The organism is Psychromonas aquatilis (assembly GCF_038155185.1).
In the GTDB taxonomy this organism is placed as follows: Bacteria; Pseudomonadota; Gammaproteobacteria; order Enterobacterales; family Psychromonadaceae; genus Psychromonas; species Psychromonas aquatilis.
On sequence record NZ_JBAKAZ010000033.1, the window covers coordinates 1 to 22,253 of the forward strand.

Here is a 22,253-nt window from a genome sequence, read left to right on the forward strand (position 1 = left end):
ATGTGCTTTAGGGATTGGATGAAACTGACCAGTTAATTTTACAGATTGGTATAAGACTAATTCAGCAACTATCAACATATCCTAGTTAACGAAAAATAAATGTATTAAGCCAACCAAGCCTGTTAGTTGCTAACCTTTTTATATGCTAACTAACATACCATAGCGCTTTAACTTATTAACAATAAAGTCATTATCTAAGTTATAGGCTGTTGTTGGCTAGCTGTTAGATCCGATACTTTTTGATTACCTTGGTTAATCCGTTAACTCCCGAATTTAATACGCGACAAAATGTTAAAGTCCAGCCTAAGTACTTAGAAACTGAATACATTCTACTTTATTTAGCGGCAACCCGTTTACGCGTGAGTGCTATTCCTCCAATAATAAGTAACATGGCTGCTAGACTGTGCCATTCAATCGTTTCTCCCAAAAGCAGCGCCCCAGTAAAATACGCCACAATTGGTATCACATAGTTAATATATGATAGAAAAGTGGGGCCTGCCGAACCGATAACGGCAAACAAACGAATAGTAGCGAATGCAGTTGGTCCAACACCTAACCACAACATGGATAACGAGGCTTTTAAAGAATAGCTTTGTTGCCATGGTAAATCTTGCCAAAGCCACAATGGCACGATAACAATACTGGAAATAATCATCACTCCTGCCGCTGTGACAACAGGATTATAAGAGCGTAACCTCCTCACCAAAATAGCATTTATCGCATAACTAAACGTGGCCAATAAAATCAATAGACCACTCAATAAGTTACTGTGAGATCCTACTAAAGATGGCCACAGCACAATCACTACACCAGTAATACCTAATACAAATCCCAGAATTTTGAAGCGATTAAGGCTTTCTCCAGAGACAAAATAATGCGCCAAAATCATTGTCGCCAATGGCATAAATGCCATCAATAGCCCGGTAATACCTGAACTAATCTCTTTTTGTCCCGTGGAGATAAGGAAAAATGGCAGCAAGTTACCCATAAAACCTAACAGCAAAAATATCGTCCAAGCTAAGGGTTCAGTAGGTAAACGCCAGCCCTTCAGATACATAAAAATCGTTAGAATAATCGCAGCAATTAAAACCCGAAGTGAAACGATCGCAACAGGGCTAAAGCTTTCTAGCGAAACAGCGGTAAACATAAAGGAGGTGCCCCACAGTAAAATCAGTAGCAGCAGAGAAAACCAATCTTTAATAGTAGGCGTGTAGTTAAGAGTCATGTCTTAGATCCAATGAGTATGATAACTAGAGAGTGTAACCAACAACCCCCCTTTTTATTGGTAATGTCAATATAGAATGACAGAACACCCTGTATCTGTAAATCGTAATACGCTGATTTGATTATGATTAATTAATGGGTGTCCAAGATCTTTTTTGGTCTCTTACTACTTTATTAAATATGAGGTGGGTTAAAAATATTTAATAAATTAGACCGATAAATAAATCCCCACCAAGTGCTAACATTCCTTATAAACAAACTTATCACTCAATATAAAGTTACTCATTGTCCCTGCAATTACCCCGCCTATAAAGGCGATATAAATAAATTGAGGCTGTGGCAAAATAGAAGTTAAAAGATAAAAAAACGTAATATTGGGTAAGAGCGAACAAAGAGAGCTAATAAAAGCTCTTCTAATTTGTTTATATCTTGCTAATTGCTTGCGCTCTTGAAAAGTAAACCTTCGATTCCCATACCAAGTCACTAACACTGCAAAAGTAAATGCTGTCATTCTAGCGCAATACATTTCAATACCAACGACATTAAATAAGCACCAAAAAACACTGGTATCAATACAAAAGGCAATGAACCCAACAGTTAAAAAGCACAATTTTTTATTCATTGTGATCACTCGAGCAAAAATACAGCGAGCGCTTTCTATTGTTAGCTTTGAAACGACAGTTATTTAATATTTTCATATTATTTTTGATTTGATTATTGGCTGTCACAATGTAATAGGGAAACATCACTTTTTGATTTTCTTTCGGCCATATTTTAGCTTGCCCTTGAGTGTAAAACCTTCCAGAAAAACTATCGTTATTAATATAATAGACTGGGAATTTTTTATCTGTTGCGCTTATTAAAACAGCATCACTTTTTGCTTCAAAAATTGGCTTTCCAAATATTAATAAACAGAGGACAACAACAGGCGCAAAACAACCAATAGATATTTCAACTCTGCTCAATGGTTGTTTTATCGACGCTAATAATAAAGCTATCGCAGGTAAACCGGGTAATACATACATAGGTAAAATATTGCCAGAAAATGTAAATAATAACATCGGAGAAATTAACCAACAGAGCAAAAAAGTATGCCAACTTTTACTTTCACTATCTGTAAAAAACACGCTCTTTTTTGAGCTTTTGATTAGTCGATATAAGAGAACTAAAGACCAAGGAAAGGCGATGTATAGCCAAAACAACCAAATCATCCCTCTAGGCTCGTCATGTGCACTACCATAAAGGTCGCCACTCCATCCGCTAACAGTAAATCGAGACCAATGTTCACCAACTAAGAAGTAATGAAGAAAACCTGGAGTTGCTTGTTCTGCAATGGCATACCAAGGACCTGCAATTATTAACGATAATAATAATCCTGAAAAAATAGGGATACGTAACCAAAATTGTTTTGCCCCTTCTAGCACTTTATAATTAATAATGATCCAAGGGACAATAGATAAGCCAATCAAAACAATAATAAGGGGTCCTTTAATCAATAACCCAAGGCCTATTCCAACGAACCCTAAATATGCATATCTTTTGCTATGATTTTGCCAACCAAAATAAAAACCAAACATAGACAAAGTCATTGAAAGTGTTAACAATGAATCAGTCATAATCGCACCGCTTGCAATATAAAACCCAGCACACGTTAATAGAATAAACATACTCAGTGAAGGTGACATGCGTTTTCTATAAGCGAAATACCCAACAAGTAAAATGGTTAATATGCCACTGATAAAATGAGGAAAACGTAATGAAAATTCACTTATTCCTAATATTTTTCCTGATAATGCACTCACCCAAGTTTGCATAGGAGGTTTCCCCCAAAAAGGCACATCATAGTTAAATAAAGGCGTGACCCAGTTATTGGTTTCCACCATCAAACGCGCCATTTCTCCATACCTCGCCTCTGTTGTATCCATTAGAGGATATAATTGGAGGGAAACTAAACGAATGAGCATGATAACAGTGATAAAAATAGTAATGCCGATCGATGACTTTCGCATTATATAACCTCCTTTCGAGAAGAGGAGATTGAAATGACTTTACTTGTTTCTGCTGCAGCTTTATTTATTTCAGACGCGACAATAAATCGAGGTCGGTTTTTAACTTCATTATAAATTCTCCCGACGTAAGCCCCTATTAAACCAATCGAGAGTAATTGCACTCCTCCTAATCCAGTAATAGCAACAATGATGGTGGGAAATCCCGTTACCGTTTCACCTAAGATGAATGTTTTTAAAACAGTCCAAATAGCATAAAAGAATGATCCACTCGCAATTGTAGCCCCAAGGTAGGTCGCTATTTGTAATGGTTTTGTACTAAACGAAGTGATACCGTCCATCGCTAAAGCGAGTAGTTTTTGTAACGGCCATTTGGACTCTCCACTAAACCGCTGATCTCTATCAAAATTTAAAATGACTTGATTAAATCCCGGCCAAGCTAATAAGCCTTTCATGTATATATTTTTTTCTCGTAATTGAATTAACTCTCTCACCACTTTTTTATCTAACAGTCTAAAGTCACCAACGTTTTCTGGGATCTCGCAATCAGCTAAACGATTAATTATTTTATAAAACAAAAAGGCAGAAGCTTTTTTAAACCATGATTCGCCATATCTTTTATTACGCTGCATACAAACAATATCCGCCCCCTCTTTCCATTTATCAATCATAGAGGGGATCAACTCAGGTGGGTCTTGCAGATCTACATCAAGAATAATAGTGAAATCGCCATCTGCTTTACTTAGCCCAGCAGACATAGCGGCCTCTTTACCAAAATTTCGACTTAAATTAATTAATGTGTAGTCGTATTCTAAATTAGTTAAGTTTTCAATAATTTGAGTACTGCTATCATAGCTTCCGTCATTCACAAAAATAACATGAACTTGAATATCTAATAACTTTACAACACGATTTAATCTAAAATGGAATTGAGGAATTACATTTTCTTCGTTATAAATTGGGACCACAATAGAGCAAGCCCCTGCATTTTTTTGTTTGAGGTTAGTAGAGGTATATAAGATCATATAAAGTTTCCTAAGTTAAGATAGGAAACACTATTTCATGGAAGACTTAAGGTTCACTTAATATAGACTGAATGTTTAATATAGATTAATTAAAATCCAGTTAGATAGGCATCAATATTGATTAGTGAAATAACACATCAAAAGTAATCAGTTTTTGAGTCAATGTGACTTTAATATCGGCATCAATGGCATCACAAAGAGAAGCGACAATGGCTAACCCCAAACCAACATTTTCACTGGAGCTACGTGAAATATCTTTTTGCCACATAGGTTCAAACATGTTCTCTAAATCTTCAACAGATAATGCCTCGGATACTTCATTTGAAATTGAGAAATGAGGTAACTCCCCTACTGAATCCAAAGTCAGCAATATCGCAGAGTCCTTAGGGCTATATTGAATAGCGTTATTAATTAAGTTTTTCAAAACAGTTTCTACTGCAAATAAATTATTTTGCAAAGGAGGAAGCTCAGTTTGAAACTTCAGCCTTATACGATGTTCATAAGGAGCATATAGTGAATGGATAATTTGTTGATAGTCAAAAATATCATTCTTAGGAAGCCCGTTACCAGATAATTTATTTAGCAATAAAAGATTTGAGATGACATTTTTTAAGCGCCAAGAAATGCCTAACACTTGTTGTGGGTAATCAGCTTGATATATTTTATCTTGAGGGAATTTAATAACAACTTCAGTAAGGTTCATTAACTCGGTTATCGGCGTTTTTAGTTCATGTGCGATGTCTGAGGTTAACCGTTTTTCTTTTTCATATAACGTTTTATTCTGATCAATAAAACGATTAATACTATCTATAAAAGGCACTAGCTCTAACGACAAATTTTTATTTGATAACTTTAAATTTTCATCGCTTATTTTAATTTTTTTAAGCTCACTATTTAATTCATTCAATGGAATTAGCCCTAGATCGACCTTATTCTTCACCACATATACCACTAAGAAAACAACAATAAACGTCGCTAGAATAAACAAAAAGTCTAGAAAAATTAATATATCTTCAGTATCTTCCGTCGAAGCAGCGTAAGCTAAAAGTATGGTAGGTTGGGCTACACCAGTCTCTTTTAGATGTGTGTCAAATCGAGACTTTTTAGCGGTATCAACTTGTGCCTTAAAAGCATAATAAATAATTAGCCCATCACGCCCATCAGGTAATCGAGTCTCAATAATTTTCTTTTGACCTTCTGATACTGCTATAAAAGGCAAACTATTGTTTAATTGAAAATCTAATGAATCTGACTTTTCAAAGATTTCATCGCCTAGCCATAATTGAAAGTATTCTGCGTTATCTTTCTTCTCGAACTCAGGCATAAACTCACTAGAAAATTCAAAGTCAACACCTCGTTCATCTTCTGACACTAAAGCAACTAATAATGAAGCTTTACTCATAAGTGACTGTTCAAATTCTTTATCTACCCAATTATCAAGTACCACATCGATAATCAGCATCACTAAAGCAAACACAAGCGAAAGTGAAATTGATAGACTTTTAACTAAATTATTTCTGATGGACATCATAAACTTTGATCAACCATATAACCAAAACCACGTTTATTCACAATCGGTAATACGCCTCCAGCTGCCTTGGCTTTTTTTCTAGCTGAGGATAAATGAGCTTCTATTGTATTTTTAGAAATAGAATCATATTGCCCTGCTAAGTACTCACTCAATTTTTCTGGTGAAAAAACCAGTTTTCTTTTCTTAAAAATACATTCAATTAACTTATATTCATTTGGCGTTAAATTAATATTTTTTCCATGAAAGGAGAGAGTAAATAATTGAGTGTTTAAAATAAAGTCATTAACTTCAATAATATTTTCATCTATTACTAAAGCGCCCCTTCTAGAGAGAGTTTGTAAACGAACATGTAATTCATCAAAAGAGAAGGGTTTCGCTAGGTAATCGTCAGCACCTGAGAGTAGGCCTTCAATGCGATCTTCAGTGTCTCCCTTAGCTGATAGAATAAGCACTTTTAGTTCACTTTTTTTACGTCTAATAGTTTTTAATATAGTTAAACCATCAACACTAGGTAGCATAAGATCTAAAATCATAAGATCGTAGTTGCCCATTGTAGCCATGGTTAAGCCCTCAGCCCCATCACCAGTCGCATCAATCGTAAAACCTAAATTTCCTAAGCCCATTTTTAGGCTATTTCTAAGTGATTCAGAGTCTTCAACTAAGAGTAATTTCATATAAATAGTCTCGTGTCTTTTGTAAAAAGAAATTATGTCCTACAAAACTTAAGTTTTACTGAGGAATCATATTATTTTATTACTCTTTATGTGTTGTTAATTCTATGAATATTGACCTATTACAATTAAGTAAAGGAATTACTCAAAATAACACTTCTAATTAACTTCTGATTGTAGGGATAATTTAGCCTCTTCTAACTCACTTTTTAATGCAAAATATATTCAAACTATTTTTTTATAGTTTATATTAGTTGCTGAATGACTAAACGCCAAATCATGCTTGCTCTTAAACATAATTAAATAAAAGACTATTAAATATAATCTTTATTGTATGCGCTTTATCAAAGTAGCCAGCATTACCATTTAATTGGGCAAGTTTTAGTAAGTCACAAAGGAGGCGGAGATATTTTGCTCTTCTCGTTACTTTGGAGGCAAAAATACCATAATTTAATACAATAGCTAGCAAGAAAAATAATGATAAAGCTTTATATAATGACACCTGATTACTTAAATTATACTCACTAAACATAACGCTTCATTGACAATACATTTAACTCAAATAAACAACATTAAAGAATGAAAAACTAACATGATTAAAGACCTCGTTTTAATTACAGGCGCTTCTGCGGGATTAGGCCTTGAAATAGCTAGAAAAGTGATAGCAAGTGAACAATACCGCGTGGTATTAACGGCAAGACCTAACTCAATGGCACGTTTTAATGACAATGGAATTGTGGAAAGCGATAACATAATGCTGCGTCCGCTCGATATAACGTCTCCTGACATGAGACTAGACTTAATCACAGAGATAAATGAACAGCACGGTGGCGTAGATATTCTTATCAATAACGCAGGCTTCGCCTTTAGATCCGTTGTAGAAGATGTCTCAGAAGAAAATCGATTATTACAAATGAACACAAACTTCCGTTCTCCAATGGAAATGATTCGCTTGTGCTTACCTAAAATGAGAAGCAAAAGAAAAGGCAAAATTATTAATATCTCATCCATGGGCGGACAAATGGCGATGCCGACCATGGCTGTTTACAGCGCTTCAAAATTTGCACTTGAGGGGGCGACTGAAAGCCTATGGTACGAGCTAAAGCCATGGAATATTAAAGTCACATTGGTTCAACCTGGTTTTATCAATTCAAAGGGATTTGAAAAAGTTAAAAGGACCGAATTAAGCCAACTGTCTTCTACAGAAAAAGACGCTGCCTATCACCAACATTACATAAATATGGAAAACTTTATTGAACGGATCATGAAGCTCACCCCTTCCACTTCTAAAACGGTGGCCCGTAAAGTATTCAAAGTGATGAAACATAATAATCCGCCGCTGCGAGTAGCAGGTACCTTAGACGTCATATTCTTTAAACTCGTTAGAACTTGTCTACCACAACGCTTTTACCACTGGATACTCTACAAGTTCCTACCTAACATTAATAAATGGGGAAAGTAAAAGCCTAATAGCGAATAATATCCGTGGTTAATGATTAGATTTTTATAAAATCGTCAAGAAAACAATATATTAAGCAGCCTATTTTATTGTGAAGTTATGGCGGGCTGCTTTGGTATTTTTCAACTATATATTTTGAATTAATAGCGGATTAGCCATTACTTTTTCACGGCTTTAATAATTAACATCATAGGACGCCTTAATTCACTTTCCCACCCCATTTTTTCAATGAGTGTCTTAGGTGGTGTCGGCTCTAATAATGCAGTAATTTCAAAACCATGAGTCAATAATAACTTTATATGAGTTTCAACTGTACGGTGGTACTTAACAACATTTGTCCCAAGAAAAGAAGTAAACCTTTCCCCCTCATGGAAATAATTATCTAAGGGCCAATGCTGTATTTCTTCATTTTTATAGCACCAGTCTTGACTTTCATTCGAAGTAAAAACAGGATGTTCAACTGAATAACAAAGGGTACCGCCAGAAACTAATAAGTTTGAAGCTCGTTGGAATACAGAGCCCAAATCAGAAACATAATGTAATGCCAAAGAGCTAAAGATGATATCAAATACATGGTCATGAGAATCAAAGTCTTCGATTGCACATTGCTGGTATTCAATATTTTTTACAGTGGTCATTTTTTTTGCTTTAGCGAGCATCTTTTCAGATAAATCTATTCCGACTACTCGTCTTGCCCCTTTCTCACTCGCATATTGACAATGCCAACCATAACCGCACCCTAAATCAAGTATCGTTTTTCCATGTAAAGCAGGTAATATTTCTCTAAATATTTCCCACTCACCAGCAGATTTTAATCCGTTAATTGATCGAGGCATTTTTGAATAGGCATCAAAAAAACCAGGATCATCATAGATATTTTGTTTCATTTTTCACCTCTAATTAGTTTGATTATGTACGTATGGGTGATTAAGTAATTTAAAGCATAACGTGTTTTTAGCATTTATAACCCGAAAATTATAAAAATACAGTATTTTATATTTACTTAATATTCAAATAGATCATGTGTTTTTCAGTGATTGATTAACCTGAGCTATAGATAAGAGCAGAAACTAAACCAGAGAGGGAATTAAACAAATAACAAGACAACTAAACAATTGAAAATGTTGAAAATGTCCATTATTTATTATGTTTCTTGTATAGAAAACTAAGGTATTAGTACGTGAAAGGAAAAATAGGTGAATCAAGCTCATGCGACTCTTTGCTTCAACTATAAAAAGGCCGTCTATAGTTGCTATAGACGGCCTACTAAACATGACTTAACTTTCACTTTAAATATGTAAGCTAAAGAACACTAAGCGACTTGCTCAGCTTTAATATAATTTACCAAATCATCAATACTGACCACTGGCATATCATGTTGTTGTGCGAATTTAACAACCTCGGGTAAACGTGCCATTGAACCGTCTTCATTGCTTAATTCACAAATAACGCCTGCTGGTGCAAACCCTGCTAATGTAGCTAAATCAACTGCTGCTTCTGTATGCCCTCTTCGAACTAACACACCACCTTCAACTGCTTGTAGTGGGAACACATGACCAGGACGAGATAGGTCTTCTGCTGTTGCGTTCGGTGCTACAGCTGTTTTAATGGTAGTGACACGATCTGCCGCAGAAACGCCAGTGGTTACACCATGTTTTGCTTCAATACTCACAGTGTAAGCCGTGGTATTTTGACTAGTGTTATTGCTAACCATTTGTGGAAGTTGTAGCTTTTGAGTGGTTTTAGTTGGCAAACATAAACACACAATGCCGCTACCTTCTCGGATCATCATGGCCATTTGTGGCGTTGTTAATGTTTCAGCAGCAAAAATAAAGTCACCTTCATTTTCTCTATCTTCATCATCAACGACCAACACACCTGAACCGTTTTTAATTGATTGAATGGCATTTGATACACGCGAGTGTGCATCACCGAATAAACTTAATAGAGACTGACTCATGGTATTTTCCTTTGAATAGTTACCAGAATCAGGGCATGAGAGTAACACCACCCAATAATTAGGCGATGTTAATTAGCACAACTTATGTTGTGCTTTGTGTTCTCTTTCATCCGGACTATCACCGTCGGCTCTGGAATTAAACCAGATCTGCTGACCTTTATTACACGATTAAGTTGTTAATAAAGCGCTCGCGGGCTCACCTTATTAGGTTTACCGCCGGTGGGGAATTTCACCCCGCCCTGAGAATTGCTAAGTTAACATTAGCGCACGAATTCTAACCTGTAGATATGCAGGAAGATAGTTGAAATTAATGAGATACCATTAAATAATGAGAGTATTAGTGGTTTAGCTTAAAAACCATACACATCAAGAGACAAAAAAGCTAAACAATAACCCGAGACTGTAATAAAAACTGTGTAATTACTAATAAGTATCGAATCCATAAAATTAACAATAATACTGTTTATATAATATGTTTTACCAAGGAAAATTTACACTTTTTCAGTAAAGTATTAAGTATACCTCTTACATGTGAATGTGACGATGCACGATTATCATAGCCAAATTTGACCCTATGCTCCCTACTATCTGTATATGTAACAAACAATTTCTCTTTAGCTCTTGATAAAGCAACATAAATTGCACAGTTATTTTCAAATGGCTCTGCTTTATACTTCCAAAAAGCTTGGTCTTCTAACCCGACAAAATAGACCGCATGATACTCTAAACCTTTGCACTTATGAACGTTCATTATCTGCACTGCATTATCCGCATTAAATAGCCTTGATGCGCACTCTAATGAATCAGCTTGAACACACATATTTCTCATATGAACTTCTAGTGTATTCCATATTAGAGTGTAGTAAGCATGAGACTTATATTGCTTCCACCTACCTTTTATTTTTGAAATTCCAAGGTAAATAATAAAGTTTCGCACATAGGATATCAGCTCATTAATACTAGTTTCATTTTTAATCAATGATGCCTTTAAAGATATAAACTGCGCTAGATTAAATGTTAACTCTTCTTCTTTTTCATCGCCTATTTCAACTTTATTTAGAGCTAAGTTAATACTGAACAACTCTGTCATTACTTTTGGAGTAGGGCTAACTAACGCTTTAATAAATAATGAAAAAATCTGCCCTAATGGTTCCTTTAAAGCATCTTGTAAATCAGACATATCGAGGCATCTTACCCCCGATTTAATAAGCTCAGCCCTGAGTATTTCGGTATATTGTGAAGATAACTCTTTTGTAAGAATACAAATATCACTTTCACTGACTCCTGATGCAATAAGTTCTTTAATACTTTCAGTAATAACAATTGATTCTTGGTACTCATCAGTGAAATGATTTACTGAACAACTAGAGGAAGTTGCAGCTAACTCTGCAGGTAAAAATTTTGAGTCATTAATATAATTCAACAAAACCCCTAGTACGTCTTGGATTTCTTTTGAAGCCCTATAATTTTTAATTAAGAATTTATTTGTTGCTTTAAAGTCTTTTAAATAATCACTAAATACGGTTTTCCGAGCACCTGCCCAAAGCATAATACTCTGATTTATATCCCCTACGGTTAATAATTTAGTATCTGTATTATGGAAAAGTACTTGAAGTAATTCATACTGCGAATTAGTCGTATCTTGAAATTCATCAACAAATACAAAACAATAAGAAGAAGAGAACATTTTTCTAATCTTATCATTTGATTTTAATATCTTTAATGCAAGAACAAAGAGGTCATCCATTAATATCTTAGTATTATCAACAGCCTCCCCACGCTTAAAAACTATGTCGTAATTGTTATTTGGCCTATCTATTTCGTCTAAAGTATTTTTAAACCTATCAACAATACTTTTGCAAAAAGCATGAAATGTAAATGAATCAAAACGGTTTGCTTTTACACCACAGCGCTTAGAAACCCTTTCGTTTATATTAATCTGAGCTTCGGTTTTAAATGTTAAAGAGAGGATTCTTTTAGGCCATACACACCTATCAGTAACAAATAAATAGCTAGCTTTTTGAGCTAACAACTCTGTTTTTCCAGCCCCAGCTCCAGCAAGAACAGCAACAGAATCATTACATGTAATAATATCCATCAATTCATCTGTAGCTTCAATGCCCTCAGAGGGATCCCAATCATTTATCATTCAATTACCTTTCGGGCTAACTCAATAACTCGCTCTGATAAGCGCTTAAGTTCAGGAGGCAATTTTTCTATTATCTGTTGAGGTAAATATGTTTGCTCAATCTTAGAGAACATCCTTACATGAGACGCTGGCTTACTTTTATTTGATAGGAAACGATAGCGATACCAAAGGAAGTTACGAACCCACTTATCACCAAACTGAAACCTCCTACCTAAATTTCCTTTTTTAAGAACGGATTTTATCAAAGCTAACTCTTGTTTTGCAATATCTGCATCCTCATCATCTTCCTTTCCCTCCAACGGACCACGCTCACCATAACTTGTATCTTTCTGACAGAATATATCTGGAAATGCACAAATCATTGAATAGTCAACATCAAGAGGGCTTGAAAAAAAGACATTGTGCTTTTCCAACTCCGATACAACGTTAATGTTTTTAATGTCACTAACACCATCTATTTGAAATGGTATACAAAATTCAGTTGGGTCACTTTTATCATTCCATTTAGGAATTAGATGCAAAATACCTTTATGTAAATAATGCATATTTAAGTTATAAATATTAAGCTGCTCTATAGCGTATTTAATTCGACCAAAACCTCCTCCATTCCTATCAATATCAAAATCAAGTAATGTTACATAAGGGATTCGCAATCCATTAAGTAAACGCCAAAAATGATTTACATGCCTCCCTCCCAGCGGTACAACTGAGAGCGAATGAGAATCTATATCAGTTTGATACTGATCTAACAGCTTTGGAATAATGACCTGCTCACTATCTCCCTCACCAAGAATGACAAGCTTAGAGAAATAAATCTCAGGATAAGCTTTAATTGCTTCGCTTATATACTTTGCTTGCTCATCATCATCCAAAGGCAATACCAATGATTGCACATGAGTGCTTTTAGTTTCATTATCTAATCTGAAATGACGGATTTGAGAGGGCTCTACTCTCCCAACTAAAGAAGCTGAGTGGGATGAAAGAACTGACTGGCATAACTCACTAGATCCATATTCTTTAACAAGTTTTATCACTCTACCGAGGTAATGAGGAGACAAATGATTTTCAGGCTCCTCTAGAGCGATTAAACTAAAAATAGGTAGTTTCATTTTCTCTGCATCAAAATTGGATACATCTTGATTAATTACAGCTCTTCTCGTTTCCTTATCTATATCAAAAAGAGCCTTAGTCAATGCAAAATACACTAGCGACTTCTGTCCATCACTCAACTTTTTTGTATCAACCTTATTACCTATAGCGTCAGGCATAAATTGGAGTTGAATTAATTTTAGGATTTCATCTACATCACCCAAGGGGAAGTCTAAAGTCGCTTGCTTAAGATGTCGACCCTTGTATATTTTTTGCCAATTTTGATTAATAGATTTGGTGATTTGTGCTAATGCAGGGTTCACAATAGCAAGTTGATTTAGTTCCTGAGCTTTTCTTTCAAAAGTATCTTGCTCTCCTTCCGACCACTTAATAGCCTTAAGCAAACGCCCTAATATTGCTTTAGATGAGTATTTTAATTGCAACAAAGGATCTCTATTAGCAGGGATATAATTAATTTGAATAGCATTTCGTTGCGCTGCAGATAGTCTATGCTTGTTATCCTCTAGAGGCTCCTTCATATCATTATCTACAATCCATATATTTTCATCCACGTCCCCTAATGGACTATAATCAAAGGTTAAATCAGCCTCTAGGCGAACCCTAAAGATTATTTCACCAGTATCACTAGTACTCATCAAACCATTAAGCAACGAGGGGATAGCAGGGTTTTTATCATCAATATTCCCCATAGAAAACCAAGTCTCGATAGCTAAGCTTCTTGGTGTATTTCTTTCAGCGTCGTCTTGCAAATAAAAATCAGATGGTGATATCCCTCGCAAGGTATGGTCAACTGAAAAGAGCTTATTTAAAGCTTCTAATGTACTGCTTTTTCCTGTTCCGTTATGCCCAATAAAAGCAGTTATATCTGAATCAAAATAAACGGTTTGAGGGTTTAATATTGAAATGCTTTTGTATCCAGATATAACAACTTTTTTTAACAACATAATTACCTCGCTAGTAATTCTTTAATGCTCAGGGATTATTTATATGTCTAAATAATAACTCAATTTATAATGCCTACAGTATACTACCAAGCTCTAAATTTATTATAAAATAAAGAAAAAAATAACGCCTTCCCATTGTTTTGAACAAGTAGTCATGAACAGATGTTATACCGTTAATAATTAAAAAATAGCAGGCGCTTATTATTAACACCTTCACTCACATTTAATCCCAAAAATCTTCAAGTTGATTTTTTATACATTTGTCAAATAGGCAATTACAACATTGCAAATAGGGAGAGGAGCTTAATATAAGAGGAATATGAATTAAAAATTCTTAAATTGCGGTACAAGATATATACGGCTAATAAAAAAATGACTTGGTGAATAATGTTAATTTAACTATGTTTTCACTCCTTTAATACTCGTAAATGCATCAATGAGGTAACTATTATTAAATTATTTGTCACACTTTTGGGGTTTTTACGCAATATATAGTATAGAAAGAAAAAGAAGCAGGAAATAATAAGCTAATGTATGTAGGGGTCAACTAATTCCGGACATTAAATTAAGGTTTTCTTCCCCCATATTTCATCAAGAAATTGACGATGTAATTCATAGGTTTTCGCTGAATGAGAACTCCATACTTTAAAGTTTGCCCAAGCCTTCCACGCATCATTTAAAAATAGCCTAGGCTTTGCTTACATTGGCTCTGAAGTCTTTACAGATGAAGTTACAGGCACTCTTGTAGGGGCCTTAATTGAAGGTTTTAACTCATCGTAACTGAAGGATATTAGCTCATGATATAAGGACTAAATAAGCGCAACATTAGAAGTTTTGATATACTTTAGTTGATTAATAATTGGTAGCTTTAAAGCCACTTTGTAACGTGCAGATGAAATAGAATCAGTTTTGAGAGATACAAATATCTCAGATTTGTTAATGACGTGTTTAATATGTTTAGTGGTTCGAAAATGGAAGTAATAAGAGTGTTGATTTCTAGCCTGTGTGTAACTCATTGTGTAACCTCAATAAAGAAGCCAGCAAAAATAGTTTAGAAATCAACACTTTAAGAAAGGTTGGAGTTGGCCGATAAGCCGGGTTCTGTCGTGAATCGTCATTCGTCTAGGCCTGTAATCGCTCACAGGCTCAAGCAACCTACCCGCTTCCAGCATGGGCCATGCCTCAGGAAGCCTATTTGGTCTTGCTTCGGGTGGAGTTTACCTTGCACTAATGATTACCCATTAGCCGGTGCGCTCTTACCGCACCCTTTCACCCTTACCTACACATAAATGCGTAGGCGGTCTCCTCTCTGCTGCACTTGTCGTTAGCTCGCGCTACCCAGGCGTTACCTGGCACCCTGCCCTGTTGAAGCCCGGACTTTCCTCCCCCTTTATTATAAATAATAAAAGCGGCGACGATCTGGCCAACTCCGCGGCGCATTATACGTAATTGCACTTATTTAACAAGCGATACACTTACAAAATATTTAGCTTAGAGGTTTTCTAGGCCCCATTTATATAAATCATTCTTTTTTAAGCTATAAATTTCTGCGGTAATCGCCGCCGCTTTTTTCAACGGTAGCTCTTTTTTTAATAATGTGAGGGTTTTAATTGCCTCAACTGATAAGCCTTCCTGCTCTTTACTCGCGCCTGCCACCATTAATACAAACTCACCACGTACATGATTGGTATCAGATGCTAACCACTCCAACATTTCACCTGCCGGTAGCACATAAAATGATTCGAACATTTTAGTTAACTCACGTGCGACAACTAATTTACGGTCACTGCCCATAATATCTACAATATGCTTTACTGTATCGAGCATACGACGTGGTGATTCATAAAAAATCATGGTTTGTGTTTCTTCACTTAGTGACGTTAACTTTTCTGTTTTGGCTTTTTCTTTTACTGGTAAAAAACCTTCAAAAGAGAAGCGATCTGACGGTAGTCCTGCTGCAGATAAGGCAGTAATTGCGGCGCATGCTCCAGGAACAGGCACTACGTCTACACCTGCTTCACGACATTCATTCACTAAATGGTAACCCGGATCGCTAATTAACGGTGTACCTGCATCAGAAATTAATGCTACCGATTCGCCTGCTTTAATTTTTTCAATTAAAATACTGCCTCGTTGGCGCTCATTGTGGTCGTGTAAAGCAAAAGTAGGCTTACTGATTTGGTAATAACTTAGTAATTTCCCGCTATGTCTAGTATCCTCTGCTGCAATTAAATCAACTTGTTGTAAAATTTCTATAGCACGATAAGTTATATCGCCGATATTGCCCAATGGGGTTGCAACAATATACAACTTTGCACTTATTTCATTATTAAATTGGTTATTTTCAGACATATTTGACTCTATTAAAGTGTAAAGGATTGTTTAACTATGCGCGCAATATTACACTATAGGTACCTTGATACCTATCTGAAAACTGAACTTGAATTGGTTTGCTTTAAAAAGGACACAAAATTGACCATTGTAAATTTAACTAAACGTACAGCACATTTTTCATTTATGGCCTTAAGTATTTTACTTATTGCAGCTTGTACAACGATTGGTAATGAAGATGACGCACCTACTCTTTTTACTGATTTTAGCCAATCAGCTGATTTCGCTTTACAAAAATCTGAAATATTAACTGATCCTGCCAAAACGGAATGGGCATTGGTGACTATTCAAGCACTTACCAGAGAAGGCCAGTACGACATTGCTAACTCAATGATTGAAGAGCTAGATACGACTAAATTAACAGTTCAGCAGCAGAATCATCTTCTATTATTGCGCGCAGAGAACAATTACGCTCAAAATAAAATCGATAGCACGCTTGAGATCATGAAACGTATTGATAAAAACGCTATTTCAAAAGAAGCGACAGTACATTACCTGAAGTTAAAAGCACAATTACATATCCGCCAACAAGAAACACAACAAGCGGTTGATACTTTATTGACATTAACCCCATTATTAACGGTTAAAGAAGAACAACAATATTATAATGATACCTTGTTGACGCAACTGAGCATGCTACCTAGTAGCACGTTGGATGAACAAACAGAACAAAAACTACCAACAGCCTCTCTTAGCGATCAAGAGATGTTTGTTAAAGGTTGGTACTCTTTAGGAAGTGTTTATCAACGTTACAAGTTACGCACTAACCAATTAATACAAGGCGTCGAAACGTGGAAAGGGATATATCCAAACCACCCTGTTATTAATTTAATGCCAACACAATTGCTAAACTTGTCTGAAGCACAACCTTACACGCCTAATAAAATAGCTATTTTATTGCCATTAACAGGTCGATTCAAAAAACCAGCTCAAGCCCTACAGTACGGGATTAGTAACGCTTTTTATAATCAGACATCACTACAAAATGAGCAATATGCTAATGAGTCGTCAAACCCTGAGCAGTCAGAAATTGTGATCACGGGCCAATTTAAAACAACACCACCTAATTTAAGTTTTTTCGATACCAATAAAATGACCATGCAAGAGATAGCTGATCAATTGCATGAACAGGAATTTGACTTTGTTGTGGGTCCACTGCTAAAGCCTAATATTGAACACTTTTTACCGTTGGTTACAGATATTCCTGTATTGGCGTTAAATAGCTTTCCATTAGATGCAACAGGTCAAGCATCGATGACATCAAGCATTCATTATGCATTCCCGCTTTCTCCAGAAGATGAAGCAGAACAAGCCGCAGAATTAATGTTCCAAAATCATCATAAAATGCCATTGGTTTTTGCACCTCAATCTGATTTTGGTAAAAGAGCATCAGCAGCATTTGAAGCGCGTTGGAAAGCGTTATTAGATGAAAATAATTCAAATGCAACGAATGCTGTAACTTACTTCTACACAAAAGATGTGAATTACAAAAACTTCCTTGGCAAAGCATTAAAAACAGATGTCAGCAGAAGACGTGCAGAGCAAATGAAAAAAATGTCTGCTGGACGACTTAAAGCATTAGCCAAGAACCGAGGTAATACAGACGGTATTTACATTATTGGTAAGCGCAGTAACATCATCTTCTTTAAATCGTTCATGTCGGTTGTTGTTAACCCATATGCTAAAAAAATCCCGTTATATGCTAGTTCACGTAGCCATGAAATGGACTTGACTAATACCCAAGATAAAGAGCTTGAAGGGTTAACGTTCTCAGATGTTAGCTTCTTAGTGAATGAAGATGGTGAAGTAAATAAAAAGATCCAATCAATTTGGCCAAAACAACGTTATTCAACACTGCGTTTATTTGCCTTAGGTTATGACGGATATAGTTTAATTGATCAACTAAAACACTTACAGGTTATTGAGGGATATCAGTACCAAGGTTTAGTCGGTGAGCTTAATTTAGATAATAACAACACTGTTAATAGCCATTTAACGTGGGCGACTTATGATGAAGATGGGGAACTAATTGAAGTTACCACGCCTACTTCAATCAAGTAGCTCAAAAGGAGTTAAATACGAGCAACAAGCTTTAGCATTTTTAAAGAAGCAAGGTTTGTTGCTTATTTGCCAAAACTTTTATTGTCGATTTGGTGAAATTGATTTGATTATGTCAGACCAAGATACACTGGTTTTTATTGAGGTTAGATTCCGTAAAAATCAACAATATGGCGGTGCAATCGCATCAATCACGCCTCAAAAACAAAAGAAGTTAATTAAAACTGCAAAACACTATCTTTCATTGCTTGATAACGAGCCTTATTGTCGTTTCGACGTGATCGCTATCAGTGATGAAAACACTGCTCCCCAATGGGTACAAGATGCATTTCAAGAGAATTAAAGTAAATGATTAAAGAAAAAATTAAATCTCACTTTGCTGAGAGTATTCAAACTAAAATAGTTGCAGCAGAAGCGTTACCCGAACAAATAGAAAATGCAGCCATCTCACTGGCTAATTGTTTAGTTAATGGGCAAAAACTATTAATTTGTGGCAATGGCGGCGCTGCTGGCCTAGCACAGATATTTGCTTCTCACTTGCTTAACAAATATGAAACCGAGCGCCCTGCTTTACCCGCTATTGCAATTACTTCCGACTCCTCATTAGCCTCTGCTATTGCCAGCGACAGTCACTTTGACCAAATCTACGCGCGACAAATTTCAGCATTAGCACAACCAGGCGATATTTTGATTACCATTAATCATGGCGGCAATAGCCGTAATATGGTTAAAGCAGTAGAAATGGCACTCAGTAAAAATCTGCAAATTATTGCGATGACGGGTGTTGATGGTGGAGAAATCGCGGGATTATTAGGGCCAGACGATATAGAAATTAGAGCACCAAGCAATAAAGGGGCACGTGTTGAAGAAATTCATTTATTAGTTGTGAACTGTTTGAGTGATCTGATTGACCAACAACTATTCCCTCAATACTAGGATCAACAATGAAATTATCTCCTTATCTATTATCTGTATTACTTTCGGCTGTTCTTTTGCAAGGATGTGCGGGCGGTTTAATTATTGCAGCGGGAACAGCCGTTTCTGTGAGCAGTGATGAACGTAGTATTAAGCAGTTAATAAAAGACGGTGACTTAGAGAAACAAGCCATTGACGCTGTGGTCGAATCTGATGCCTACAACGATGATATGCGTATTAATATTATCGCTAATAATGGTTACTTATTACTCATTGGGCAAATACAAAACCAAGAAAATAGTACGAAGATTGAAGCACTTATTAATAATATTGATGGTGTCGCAGGTGTTTATAACCAACTACGTATTAACGCTCCAATTTCTTTAGCACAGCAAAGTGAAGATACTTGGTTAACCACTAAAGTGAAAAGCCAATTGACTAGTCACGACAAGGTAAATCCGCTGAAAATTAAGGTGGTTACCGAAGATGCAGAGGTATTTTTAATAGGTCAAGTAACGGAAGAGATGTCTAACTACGCCACTAGCGTTGCCAGTAATGTTGATGGTGTAAAGCAAGTGGTTAGGGTTTTTGAGCTTATTCCAGCGAAATAAGACCGCGCAATCACCGCTATTTTAAAGTGAAAAATGATACAAACAAAAAAGGAGTGCAATGCACTCCTTTTTACTTTATTTAGCGATAAGCTACTTATACCAATCACACTAATTAACTGATCTATTTTACTTGTTAAAATAACTTATTTCTGCGTTGTAATTTTTGCAAATAGAACAACTATTTAACTCAAATTACGCCTTGAACTCAGTCATTTTTCCTGCGCAAAATTTAGATCACTTATTTAATATAATTGGTATTATACCAATCACACTAATTAACTGATCTATTTTACTTGCTAAAATAACTTATTTCTTCGTTGTAATTTTTGCAAATAGAACAACTATTTAACTCAAATTACGCCTTGAACTCAGTCATTTTTCCTGCGCAAAATTTAGATCACTTATTTAATATCATTGGTATTACCAATTAATATATTAACTATCTTGCTTAACTAACCGATACAGAGCATTAGATTTACTCTTCAGCTCATTACAACTATCACACCAAAGGTTAACAGCTCCACAAGCTTTTAAACGCTGTAAAGGCCCACCACACTGATCACAATCAATTTTAATATCATAGTGTTCATGGCACGCAGGACAAAAACGCGTTAATTCCGCGTTTCGCTCCAGTTTATTGTCACAGTGTGGGCAGTGTAAATCCATCTTATTTACTTCTTATTTTTACTATTTGCATAGCTACGTAGTAAACGTTGGCGTTTATACATTTGATGTGGCGTTAATTTATTACGACGTCCTTCAAATGGGTTAGAGCCCTCTCTAAATTCAATACGAATAGGCGTCCCCATAATGCCTAGTGAACGACGGAAGTAGTTCATTAGGTAACGCTTGTAAGAATCAGCTAATTTTTTCACCTGATTACCATGAATTACAATCAATGGCGGATTGTAACCACCAGCATGAGCATAACGTAATTTAACGCGATGCGCTCCTACCATTGGCGGCTCATGATCGTCTGTTGCCATGCCCATAATACGCGTTAGCATTGCAGTAGAAATACGTTTTGTCGATGAAGTATAAGCTTCGTCTACTGATTCAAATAAATGCCCTACACCTGTTCCGTGCAATGCAGATATAAAGTGAATTTTTGCAAAGTCGATAAAGCCTAAACGGCGATCTAATTCAGTTTTTACGCGATCTTTGTCGTATTCTGTCATGTTATCCCATTTATTAACGGCGATAACTAACGAACGTCCTGAGTTTAAGGTGTAACCTAATAAACTTAAATCTTGATCTGAAATACCATCACGTGCATCAATGATCAGCATGACGACATTAGAATCTTCAATCGCTTTTAATGTTTTAATGACAGAGAATTTTTCAACGGTTTCGTTTACTTTTTTACGTTTACGTACACCTGCCGTATCAATCAATACATATTCACGGCCATCACGCTCCATTGGAATGTAAACACTATCACGTGTTGTTCCTGGCATATCATAAACAAGCACACGCTCTTCACCAAGAATACGGTTTGTCAGTGTAGATTTACCTACATTAGGACGACCAATTAAGGCTAACTTAATAGGTAATTTTGCTAGACGCTCTTGCTCTGCTGCAATTCGCTCTTCGTCTTCATCGTCATGGTCCAATGCAAATTCATACTCATCCACTTCATCAACAATTGGATTTTCTTCTTGGAACTCTTCTAAAGCCGCATCAATCATCTGACGCACACCTTTACCGTGTGCCGCAGCGATATGGTAAACTTCGCCTAATGCTAGTGCATAGAACTCACCACAAGCCGAATCTGCATCAATCCCATCCGTTTTATTAGCAACGACCATTACTTTTTTGTTTTGTTTACGTAGGTGTTCTGCAATACCTTGATCGGCAGAGGTTAAGCCCACTCTCGCATCCACAAGAAATAAAACGGCATCCGCTTCATCAACTGCTCTAAGTGACTGCTCGGCCATCAATGCATCGATACCCACTTCATCACCTTGAATACCACCGGTATCAATGACGATGAACTCAAGTTCTTCAACTTTAGCTTGACCATATTTACGGTCTCGCGTTAAACCGGGAAAATCGGCAACTAACGCATCTCGCGTACGTGTTAAGCGATTAAAAAGCGTAGATTTACCTACATTAGGGCGACCTACTAAGGCGATGACTGGTAACATATTGGAATCCTATAAAACTAAAAAAGCCCCATGCACAGCAAGGGGCTACAGT

At 36.0% G+C, this 22,253-nt stretch carries 18 protein-coding genes, 1 other RNA gene and 1 riboswitch; of the genes, 5 read left to right on the forward strand and 14 right to left on the reverse strand.

Features of this window, described 5'->3' with window-relative positions:
- Positions 1 to 334 precede the first annotated feature (334 nt).
- The 6 genes from V6256_RS09615 to V6256_RS09640 form a co-directional block, all read right to left on the reverse strand.
- Positions 335 to 1,225, reverse strand: coding sequence for a DMT family transporter (locus V6256_RS09615; RefSeq protein WP_341597999.1), 891 nt, complete (start codon positions 1,223 to 1,225; stop codon positions 335 to 337).
- 237 nt (positions 1,226 to 1,462) lie between these two features.
- Positions 1,463 to 1,846 carry a GtrA family protein gene (locus tag V6256_RS09620; RefSeq protein WP_341598000.1) on the reverse strand — a complete coding sequence of 128 codons (384 nt, stop codon included), beginning with the start codon at positions 1,844 to 1,846 and terminating at the stop codon, positions 1,463 to 1,465.
- Positions 1,839 to 3,233, reverse strand: coding sequence for an ArnT family glycosyltransferase (locus tag V6256_RS09625; RefSeq protein ID WP_341598001.1), 1,395 nt, complete (start codon positions 3,231 to 3,233; stop codon positions 1,839 to 1,841). Before V6256_RS09625 ends, V6256_RS09620 begins: the two co-directional genes overlap by 8 nt.
- Positions 3,233 to 4,255 (reverse strand): glycosyltransferase family 2 protein, encoded by a 1,023-nt coding sequence (locus tag V6256_RS09630; RefSeq protein WP_341598002.1) that lies wholly within the window; start codon positions 4,253 to 4,255, stop codon positions 3,233 to 3,235. The genes V6256_RS09625 and V6256_RS09630 overlap by 1 nt, the downstream gene beginning before the upstream one ends.
- Positions 4,256 to 4,376: 121 nt before the next feature.
- Positions 4,377 to 5,786: a sensor histidine kinase gene (locus tag V6256_RS09635; RefSeq protein WP_341598003.1), complete on the reverse strand. Its 1,410-nt coding sequence runs from the start codon at positions 5,784 to 5,786 to the stop codon at positions 4,377 to 4,379.
- Positions 5,783 to 6,460 carry a response regulator transcription factor gene (locus tag V6256_RS09640; RefSeq protein ID WP_341598004.1) on the reverse strand — a complete coding sequence of 226 codons (678 nt, stop codon included), beginning with the start codon at positions 6,458 to 6,460 and terminating at the stop codon, positions 5,783 to 5,785. Before V6256_RS09640 ends, V6256_RS09635 begins: the two co-directional genes overlap by 4 nt.
- A 589-nt stretch (positions 6,461 to 7,049) precedes the next feature.
- On the opposite strand from V6256_RS09640, the gene V6256_RS09645 reads away from it, so the two are divergent.
- Positions 7,050 to 7,919, forward strand: a complete 870-nt coding sequence (locus tag V6256_RS09645; RefSeq protein WP_341598005.1) for an SDR family NAD(P)-dependent oxidoreductase — start codon at positions 7,050 to 7,052, stop codon at positions 7,917 to 7,919.
- Between the two features lie 155 nt (positions 7,920 to 8,074).
- Here the strand turns inward: V6256_RS09645 and V6256_RS09650 are convergent, their stop codons facing one another.
- The 6 genes from V6256_RS09650 to rsmI all read right to left on the reverse strand — a co-directional run bounded on the left by V6256_RS09650 (position 8,075) and on the right by rsmI (position 16,431).
- Complete coding sequence (locus tag V6256_RS09650; RefSeq protein ID WP_341598006.1) at positions 8,075 to 8,803, reverse strand: class I SAM-dependent methyltransferase; 729 nt, start codon at positions 8,801 to 8,803, stop codon at positions 8,075 to 8,077.
- Between the two features lie 425 nt (positions 8,804 to 9,228).
- Entirely contained in the window at positions 9,229 to 9,876 is a 648-nt protein-coding gene (gene ribB, locus V6256_RS09655) for a 3,4-dihydroxy-2-butanone-4-phosphate synthase (protein ID WP_341598007.1), read from the reverse strand.
- Positions 9,877 to 9,970: 94 nt separating this feature from the next.
- A riboswitch (FMN riboswitch) is annotated at positions 9,971 to 10,127 on the reverse strand.
- A 212-nt stretch (positions 10,128 to 10,339) separates the two neighbouring features.
- Positions 10,340 to 12,025: a UvrD-helicase domain-containing protein gene (locus tag V6256_RS09660; RefSeq protein ID WP_341598008.1), complete on the reverse strand. Its 1,686-nt coding sequence runs from the start codon at positions 12,023 to 12,025 to the stop codon at positions 10,340 to 10,342.
- Complete coding sequence (locus V6256_RS09665) at positions 12,022 to 14,079, reverse strand: ATP-dependent nuclease (protein WP_341598009.1); 2,058 nt, start codon at positions 14,077 to 14,079, stop codon at positions 12,022 to 12,024. Before V6256_RS09665 ends, V6256_RS09660 begins: the two co-directional genes overlap by 4 nt.
- Before the next feature lie 1,074 nt (positions 14,080 to 15,153).
- An RNA gene (gene rnpB, locus V6256_RS09670) (RNase P RNA component class A) lies at positions 15,154 to 15,510 on the reverse strand.
- A 60-nt stretch (positions 15,511 to 15,570) separates the two neighbouring features.
- A complete protein-coding gene (gene rsmI, locus V6256_RS09675) occupies positions 15,571 to 16,431 on the reverse strand; it encodes a 16S rRNA (cytidine(1402)-2'-O)-methyltransferase (RefSeq protein ID WP_341598010.1) in 861 nt (286 codons plus the stop codon).
- Positions 16,432 to 16,551: 120 nt separating this feature from the next.
- Here rsmI and V6256_RS09680 point away from each other — a divergent pair, with 120 nt between their 5' ends.
- The 4 genes from V6256_RS09680 to V6256_RS09695 are packed head-to-tail and all read left to right on the forward strand — an operon-like array spanning position 16,552 to position 20,054.
- The gene (locus V6256_RS09680) at positions 16,552 to 18,531 is read left to right on the forward strand and encodes a penicillin-binding protein activator (protein WP_341598011.1); all 1,980 of its coding nucleotides are present in this window, start codon (positions 16,552 to 16,554) and stop codon (positions 18,529 to 18,531) included.
- Positions 18,500 to 18,871 carry a YraN family protein gene (locus V6256_RS09685; protein WP_341598012.1) on the forward strand — a complete coding sequence of 124 codons (372 nt, stop codon included), beginning with the start codon at positions 18,500 to 18,502 and terminating at the stop codon, positions 18,869 to 18,871. The genes V6256_RS09680 and V6256_RS09685 overlap by 32 nt, the downstream gene beginning before the upstream one ends.
- A 5-nt stretch (positions 18,872 to 18,876) precedes the next feature.
- The gene (locus tag V6256_RS09690) at positions 18,877 to 19,464 is read left to right on the forward strand and encodes a D-sedoheptulose-7-phosphate isomerase (RefSeq protein ID WP_341598013.1); all 588 of its coding nucleotides are present in this window, start codon (positions 18,877 to 18,879) and stop codon (positions 19,462 to 19,464) included.
- 8 nt (positions 19,465 to 19,472) lie between these two features.
- Positions 19,473 to 20,054 carry a BON domain-containing protein gene (locus tag V6256_RS09695; RefSeq protein ID WP_341598014.1) on the forward strand — a complete coding sequence of 194 codons (582 nt, stop codon included), beginning with the start codon at positions 19,473 to 19,475 and terminating at the stop codon, positions 20,052 to 20,054.
- Between the two features lie 435 nt (positions 20,055 to 20,489).
- Here V6256_RS09695 and V6256_RS09700 read toward each other — a convergent pair whose 3' ends face one another.
- On the reverse strand, positions 20,490 to 20,720 hold the full coding sequence (locus tag V6256_RS09700; RefSeq protein ID WP_341598015.1) for a zinc ribbon domain-containing protein: 231 nt from the start codon (positions 20,718 to 20,720) through the stop codon (positions 20,490 to 20,492).
- Between the two features lie 5 nt (positions 20,721 to 20,725).
- Complete coding sequence (der, locus tag V6256_RS09705; RefSeq protein ID WP_341598016.1) at positions 20,726 to 22,201, reverse strand: ribosome biogenesis GTPase Der; 1,476 nt, start codon at positions 22,199 to 22,201, stop codon at positions 20,726 to 20,728.
- Positions 22,202 to 22,253 lie beyond the last annotated feature (52 nt).